We start from the raw sequence: 7498 nt of genomic DNA, 5'->3' as shown, positions 1-7498 counted from the left end.
AGGCGACACGCTCCGCACACTCGATGAAGGAGTCGCCGGGGAGGGTCGTGGGCGGGTGGGGTGGGCGGTGGGTCGGGCGATGGCGTAAATCCGCTAGAGAGTGTCGGTGGCAGCGGGGATGCTGGGGGCGTGTACGAATGTCGCGAGCGGTGTGTGCGGGCGGTGCAGTCGAAGGATGCGCGCTTCGACGGATGGTTCTTCACCGCCGTGCTCACCACGAAGATCTACTGCCGGCCGAGCTGCCCGGTGGCGCCGCCGAAGGTCGAGAACATGCGGTTCTACCCGAGCGCCGCGGCCGCTCAGCAGGCCGGGTTCCGCGCTTGCAAGCGATGTCGGCCGGACGCGAGTCCAGGCTCGCCGGAGTGGAACGACCGGGCCGATCTGGTGGCGCGCGCGATGCGGTTGATCGGAGATGGCGTCGTCGACCGCGACGGCGTACCGGGATTGGCAACGCGGCTCGGATACAGCGTTCGCCAGGTGCAGCGGCAACTCCAGGCCGAGCTTGGAGCTGGTCCTCTTGCGCTGGCCAAGGCGCAGCGGGCTCAGACCGCGCGGCTGTTGATCGAGACGAGCTCACTGCAGATGGCCGATGTTGCTTTCGCGGCTGGGTTCTCGAGCGTGCGGGCGTTCAATGAGACGGTGCAGGAGGTGTTTGCACTGTCGCCGACCGAGTTGCGCAGCCGGGCCAAGGGCTCGACCACGGCAGCGCCGGGCACGATCTCCTTGCGGCTGCCGTTCCGCGCGCCGCTGACTCCCGACAACCTGTTCGGGCACCTCATCGCGACCGGCGTGCCAGGCGTCGAGGAGTGGCGTGATGGTGCTTATCGCCGGACGATGCGGCTGCCACACGGGCATGGCGTGGTCGCCCTGAAACCGTTGGCGGATCACATCGGCTGCCAGTTGTCGCTGACGGATCAGCGCGACCTGGCGATCGCGATCAGCCGGTGTCGCCGGATGCTTGACCTGGACGCGGATCCGGTCGCGGTCGACGACCTTCTCCGGAGTGATCCGTTGCTCGCGCCGCTGGTCGAGAAGGCACCGGGCCGTCGGGTCCCGCGAACTGTGGACGGCGCCGAGTTCGCAGTACGGGCTGTGCTTGGGCAGCAGGTATCCACGGCGGCCGCGCGGACGCACGCGAGCCGGTTGGTGCGGGCTCATGGGGATGCGGTGGATGATCCGGCGGGCGGCTTGACCCATCTCTTCCCGCGGATGGAGGCGCTGGCCGGGCTCGATCCGGAGTCCCTCGCCTTTCCGAAGTCCCGGCGTACGACGCTGACCACGCTGATCGCGACCCTTGCGGCCGGCGAGATCGATCTGGGCGCCGGCAGCGACTGGGACAAGGCGCGCGCCCAGCTTGCGGCGTTGCCGGGAATCGGCCCGTGGACCGTCGAGTCGATCGCGATGCGCGCGCTGGGTGACCCGGATGCCTTTGTGGCAAGCGATCTGGGCATTCGGTACGCCGCGCGTGATCTAGGGTTGCCGGAGGCCCCCAAGCCGTTGATCGCGCATGCCCGCGCCTGGCGTCCGTGGCGTGCCTATGCCGTGCAGTACCTCTGGGCGACCGGAGACCATGCCATCAACAAGATCCCCGCGGAGTGAGATGACCGAGCTGACCACCGACCGTCTGCTGATGCGTGCCTGGAGGGAGAGCGACTACGAGCCGTTCGCGGCGCTGAACAGCGATCCGGCCGTGATGGAGCATTTCCCGGCGCCGATGACTCGGGCCGACAGCGACGGGCTGATCGACCGGATCAGCACCTTCCTCGACGAGCGCGGGTTCGGCCTGTGGGCGTTGGAGGTGCGCGGGACCGGGCAGTTCATCGGGTTCACCGGTCTCTCGGTGCCGAGCTTCGACGCGCACTTCACGCCGGCCGTGGAGGTCGGCTGGCGGCTCTCGAAAGATGCCTGGGGCAACGGCTATGCGAGCGAGGCCGCGCGGGCTGCGCTGGCGTACGGGTTCGGCCCGGCCGGGCTGGACGAGGTGGTTTCCTTCACCGCGACGACGAACAAGCCCTCGCAGCGGGTGATGGAGCGCATCGGCATGACCCACGACGATGCCGACGACTTCGACCACCCGCGGCTCGAGCAGGGCCACCGGTTGGAGCGTCACGTGCTCTACCGGATCAGCTCCGCGCAGTGGGAGGCGCGGCAGTGACATATGCGGTGATCGACAGCCCGGTCGGCCTGCTCACGCTGGTGGCGTCCAGTGATGGAGAGCTGGCCGGGGTCTACATGGAGCAGCACCGTCATCGTCCGGACCTGGCGACGTTCGGCCCGCGTGACGACTCCGTGCTTCCAGCCGTCGCGGAGCAGTTGCGGCAGTACTTCGAGGCCGGGCGCACCACTTTCGACGTCCCGCTGAGGATGAACGGCACGCCTTTCCAGCGGCAGGTGTGGAACGCCTTGAAGGACATCCCGTACGGCGAGACCACGACGTACGGGGAGCTCGCGGCCTTGCTGGGCATGCCGCCGGGAGCGTCCCGGGCGGTGGGACTCGACGAACGGGAAGAACCCGATCAGCATCATCGTGCCCTGTCACCGGGTGGTCGGCTCGACCGGCAGCCTGACCGGGTATGGCGGCGGGCTCGAGCGCAAGCAGCGACTGCTGGACCACGAACGGGCCGACGTACTTTTCTGATAAGTGCTCATTGGTGAGCACTTATCTGGCGCATGCCTTCTGTCATGGCAACGACGACGGAAGGCACGGACCATGGCAGCGCAGGTGAGCTCCAGGCCGCCTTCGCTACCTCCGAGCCGGCCCGCTGCCACTTCGAGGCGTTCCCGCCGTCGTCGAAACGTCTCATCCTCCAATGGATCGCGCTCGCGAAGCGCCCGGAGACCCGCGCCCGCCGCATCGCCGACGCGGCCGAGGACCGTCCAGTCAACGACCCGCGCTGACCCCGGACGTCCGGCACTCACCTTGGCGGTCGATCGGCGCGACGTCACGCCTGAAGCCGGTGCGCTGCGGGGCTGTAGACGAGGTTGGTGAGTGCTGCGGGTCCGCCCTCTTCGAGTCAGTTGACGGGGTCGTCGAGGCGATCGGCGGCGGGCGGAGTTGCCGACGGGTGTTGGTGGAGCGACTTGAGTTTGCGTACTGCCGGTGTGATCCAGCTTGCAATCAGGTGCAGTGCAACTAGTTGCATAGGTAGGTTGGCCGTCATGGCCTTGGAGCACGCGATTCTGGTTTCGCTGACCGAGCGGGCCGGGTCAGGTTATGAGCTTGCCCGGCGGTTCGACCGGTCGATCGGGTACTTCTGGCCTGCCACGCACCAGCAGATCTACCGGGTGCTGCGCAGGATGGACGAGGCCGGCTGGGTGACGCATACGGAGATCGCCCAGGAGGGACGCCCGGACAAGAAGGTCTACCGGGTTTCGGCGGCGGGCCGCGAGGAGTTGACCCGCTGGCTCGCCGAACCGGTCGAGCCGGCTGTCCTGCGCGACGGCCTCAGCGTGAAACTGCGCGGCGCCTCCCTCGGCGACACGTCCGCGGTACTGCGTGAGGTCGAGCGGCATCGGGCCGAACATGCCGGCCTGCTGGAGGTCTATCGAGGCATTCAGCGGCGCGATTTCCCCAAGCCGGACAGGCTCAACGGCCGGCAACTCCACCAGTACCTCGTACTGCGCGGCGGCGTCCGGGCGGAGGAGTCCTTCGTGGCTTGGTGCGACGAAGTCATCCAGGCACTGCGATCGGAGCGCACCCCATGAGCGAGTACCCGAACCTGCTGGCACCGCTGGATCTCGGTCACGTGACCCTGAAGAACCGGGTGATCATGGGCTCGATGCACACCGGCCTGGAGGACCGGGCCAAGGACCTGCCCAAGCTCGCGGCGTACTTCGCCGAGCGGGCGCGCGGGGGTGTCGGGCTGATGGTCACCGGGGGATACGCGCCGAACCGGACCGGCTGGCTGACTCCTTTCGGTTCGCGGCTGACCAGTCGCCGGCAGGCGTTGAAGCACCGGGTCGTCACCGATGCCGTGCACGCGGAAGGCGGCCTGATCGCCCTCCAGATCCTGCACGCCGGGCGGTACTCGTACCACCCGTTCAGCGTCTCCGCTTCGTCGGTGAAGGCGCCGATCAACCCGTTCCGTCCGCGCGCGTTGTCGGATCGGGGGGTCCAGCGGCAGATCGACGCTTATGCCGAGTGCGCGGCGCTGGCTCGCGAGGGCGGCTATGACGGCGTGGAGATCATGGGCTCCGAGGGGTACTTCATCAATCAGTTCCTGGCCGAGCGCACCAACAAGCGCACGGACCGCTGGGGCGGCAGCGCGGAGAACCGGCGGCGGCTGGCCGTCGAGATCGTCAGGCGTACTCGCGAGAGGGTCGGTCCCGACTTCCTCATCATCTACCGGCTCTCCATGGCCGATCTGGTCGAGGGCGGTCAGAGCTGGGACGATGTCGTTGCGCTAGGCAAGGAGGTCGAGGCGGCCGGAGCCTCGATCATCAACACGGGCATCGGCTGGCACGAAGCACGGGTGCCGACCATCGTCACCTCGGTGCCGCGCGCCGCGTTCACGTCGATCACGGCCTCGTTCCGCCCGCACGTGACCATCCCGGTGGTCACCTCGAACCGGATCAACCTGCCGCAGGTCGGCGAAGAGGTGCTGGCCCGCGGTGATGCCGACCTCATCAGCATGGCCCGGCCGTTCCTGGCCGATCCGGACTGGGTGCTCAAGGCAACCACCGATCGGGCCGACGAGATCAACGTCTGCATCGCCTGCAACCAGGCCTGCCTGGATCATGTGTTCGCGAAGCGCAAGGCCAGTTGCATGGTGAATCCCCGGGCCGCGCGCGAGACGGAGCTCCAGTTGCTGCCGACCCGTCGTACGAAGAAGGTCGCGGTGGTGGGCGCTGGTCCGGCGGGATTGGCGGCAGCGGTGACAGCGGCCGAACGGGGTCACCAGGTCGAGCTGTTCGAGGCGGACGCCGAGATCGGCGGCCAGTTCGGCATCGCGCGGAAGATCCCCGGCAAGGAGGAGTTCGCCGAGACCATCCGGTACTACCGGCGACGGCTCGACCTGACCGGGGTGAAGCTCCACCTCGGTCATCGGGCGACCGCGGCCGACCTGACCGGCTTCGACGAGGTCGTCCTCGCGACCGGGGTGAGCCCCCGGATCCCGGCCATCCCCGGAATCGAACACGACAAGGTCCTCTCGTACGTCGATGTCGTCCGGCTCGGGAAGCCCGTTGGAACCAGGGTCGCGGTGGTCGGCGCCGGCGGGATCGGGGTCGACGTCAGCGAGTTCCTGACCACCGTTCACTCGCCGACGCTCGACCTGGACGCGTGGAAGGCGGAGTGGGGCGTCACGGACCCGACGAAGGCGCCGGGCGGCTTGACCACGCCGCGGCCGGAGCCGTCACCGCGACAGGTCTACCTGCTGCAGCGGAAGTCCGGAAAGATCGGCGCCGGCCTTGGCAAGACCACCGGCTGGGTGCACCGGGCCGCCCTGAAGAACAAGCAGGTCGAGCTACTCCGCGGCGTCAACTACGAACGCATCGACGACGAGGGCCTGCACATCACCTTCGGCCCGAAGCGGGAGAACCCTCGCACTCTGACTGTGGACACGGTCGTCATCTGCGCCGGCCAGGAGTCCGTCCGCGACCTCGCCGATACCCTCCGCGCCAGCGGCCAACCCGTCCACCTCATCGGCGGCGCCGACCTCGCCACCGAGCTGGACGCCAAACGCGCCATAGACCAAGGCACCCGCTTGGCCGCCACCCTCTAACCGCCCCGGCCCCCGGCCCACAGCTCGCGGCCCCACGCCAATGGCGGAAGCGCTCACCGCTAGCGGCTCGTTCGGGCGGTACCGCCTTGCAAGGCGGTACCAGCCGAGCAAGCTGCTACCGGGCCGAGCCAGGGTTGGCGGGCGAGCCAGCTGTCGCTCGTTGACGACTGGCGGCTTGCTCGGCCGCTGGCGCCTTGCAAGGCGGTAGTGGCCGAATAGCGCGTCAGTCGGGGCTGGGCTCGGCTGCAAGATGCGCGGCGACTTGCCGATCGGCAAGCCCACAGCGGTCAGGCGACGGGCTTGTCCTGTTTGTCGCGTTTGGCGGCCTTCTGAGCCTTCTTCCATTCGCGGACCTTGGCCAAGGACTCCGGGCCGTCGATGTCGGCGACCGAGCGAGGAATGTCGTCGCCGAACTTGCCCGCAGCTTCCTGCCAGCCCTCCGGCCGGATGCCCTGCGTCTTCGCCAGGATCGCGACGAAGATCCTCGACTTCTCCTCGCCGTAGCCGGGCAGCGCGTGCAACCGGCGGTACAGCTCGGCGCCGCTGTCGACGCCCTTCCAGAGGTTCGCCGCCTTGCCGTCGTACTCGTCCGCGAGCACCGTGCAGACCTGGTGGATCCGCTTGCCCATCGCGCCGGGGAACCGGTGGATCGACGGCTTCTCCGAACACACCGCGACGAACTCGTCGACCTCCATCGCCGCGATCTTGCGCGCATCGAGGTGGCCGAGCCGTTCCTTGAGCTTGGCCGGTCCACCGAACGCCCACTCCATCGGCACCTGCTGGTCCAGCAGCATGCCGAGCAGCAGTGCGGTGCCGTCCTTGTTCAGCAGCCCGTCCGCGGCCTTGTCTCCGGTGATGTACAGCGTGCCAACCATGGGCGTCAGGTTACCGCCCGAACGGCCCGCGCCACCCAATAATTCGTACTACGTCTCGCTGCGCGCAGGTTGATCGCCGAAACCTCGGGTTGCTCCACCGCCAGGGTGTGGTGCCGCGAGGCGAGCTCAGCCAGCGGCGGGCGGGGCGTACCGGAGTACGGGCTCTTCGGGCGGATGTGTGTGGGTGCGGGTTATCCCGTGTGCTGGGTGGGATCCACGCCGGAGGGCGGGCGGCTGGGATGCGGCGGGCCTATGCTCAGCGAGGCAGGGCGACGACGTGGAGGAGAGCGGATGGACATCCGGGATCTGGATCGGCGGGCCGGCGGAGTACTCGGCGAGGTGGTCATGCAGGTGCGCCCCGAGCAGCTGTGGTTCCCCACTCCCTGCCCCGACTGGACCGTACGCGGCCTCTTGCGGCACATCGTCAGCGAGAACGAGGGCTTCGCCGCCGCGGCGACGGACGGCTCGGCGCCGGTGCAGACCTGGACCGGCGGGCGGCTCGGTGACAACCCGGCCGGTGCTTATCGCAGCTCGAACGTCCGGATCGCCGACGCGTTCGCCGACGGGGGAGCGCTCGACCGGTTGATGGAGGTCCGCGAGTTCGGGACCTTTCCGAGACGGATCGCGCTGACGTTCCACCAGCTCGACTGCGTGGTGCACGCGTGGGACCTCGCGAAGGCGATCGACATCCCGTACGAGCCGCCCGCCGACATGGTCGAGGCGGCCTTGACCCTGGCCCGGCGGATCCCCGACACAGACGCAGCGCGCGGCCCCGGTGCGGCCTTCGAACGTGGCGTGAAGGTCCCGGGCGATGCGTCTGAACTGCACGTCCTCCTCGGCCTGCTCGGCCGCAACCCCGACTGGGTCTCACCCCTGGACTGACTGTTCGAGTTCGGTCTG

8 protein-coding genes are annotated in these 7498 nt (G+C 68.6%); 7 read left to right on the top strand and 1 reads right to left on the bottom strand.

Features of this window, described 5'->3' with window-relative positions:
• The first annotated feature begins 129 nt into the window (after positions 1-129).
• From ABD210_RS09640 to ABD210_RS09610, 6 genes are all read left to right on the top strand, one after another.
• Positions 130-1599 carry an AlkA N-terminal domain-containing protein gene (locus ABD210_RS09640; protein WP_344110641.1) on the top strand — a complete coding sequence of 490 codons (1470 nt, stop codon included), beginning with the start codon at positions 130-132 and terminating at the stop codon, positions 1597-1599.
• Between the two features lies 1 nt (position 1600).
• Positions 1601-2155, top strand: a complete 555-nt coding sequence (locus tag ABD210_RS09635) for a GNAT family N-acetyltransferase (RefSeq protein WP_344110639.1) — start codon at positions 1601-1603, stop codon at positions 2153-2155.
• Positions 2152-2655, top strand: a complete 504-nt coding sequence (locus tag ABD210_RS09630) for a methylated-DNA--[protein]-cysteine S-methyltransferase (protein ID WP_425552649.1) — start codon at positions 2152-2154, stop codon at positions 2653-2655. Before ABD210_RS09635 ends, ABD210_RS09630 begins: the two co-directional genes overlap by 4 nt.
• Positions 2656-2682: 27 nt before the next feature.
• Complete coding sequence (locus ABD210_RS09620) at positions 2683-2898, top strand: YdeI/OmpD-associated family protein (RefSeq protein WP_344110638.1); 216 nt, start codon at positions 2683-2685, stop codon at positions 2896-2898.
• A 261-nt stretch (positions 2899-3159) separates the two neighbouring features.
• Positions 3160-3705: a PadR family transcriptional regulator gene (locus tag ABD210_RS09615; RefSeq protein ID WP_344110636.1), complete on the top strand. Its 546-nt coding sequence runs from the start codon at positions 3160-3162 to the stop codon at positions 3703-3705.
• The gene (locus tag ABD210_RS09610; RefSeq protein WP_344110635.1) at positions 3702-5723 is read left to right on the top strand and encodes an oxidoreductase; all 2022 of its coding nucleotides are present in this window, start codon (positions 3702-3704) and stop codon (positions 5721-5723) included. The genes ABD210_RS09615 and ABD210_RS09610 overlap by 4 nt, the downstream gene beginning before the upstream one ends.
• 287 nt (positions 5724-6010) lie before the next feature.
• Here the strand turns inward: ABD210_RS09610 and ABD210_RS09605 are convergent, their stop codons facing one another.
• Positions 6011-6598, bottom strand: coding sequence for an HhH-GPD-type base excision DNA repair protein (locus ABD210_RS09605; protein WP_344110634.1), 588 nt, complete (start codon positions 6596-6598; stop codon positions 6011-6013).
• A gap of 291 nt (positions 6599-6889) precedes the next feature.
• Here ABD210_RS09605 and ABD210_RS09600 point away from each other — a divergent pair, with 291 nt between their 5' ends.
• Positions 6890-7480, top strand: a complete 591-nt coding sequence (locus ABD210_RS09600) for a TIGR03086 family metal-binding protein (RefSeq protein WP_344110632.1) — start codon at positions 6890-6892, stop codon at positions 7478-7480.
• Positions 7481-7498 lie beyond the last annotated feature (18 nt).

This window comes from Kribbella alba (genome assembly GCF_039529635.1).
In the GTDB taxonomy this organism is placed as follows: domain Bacteria; phylum Actinomycetota; class Actinomycetes; order Propionibacteriales; family Kribbellaceae; genus Kribbella; species Kribbella alba.
Note: the sequence above shows the minus strand (reverse complement) of the source record. Positions and strands in the feature narration are given on the sequence as shown.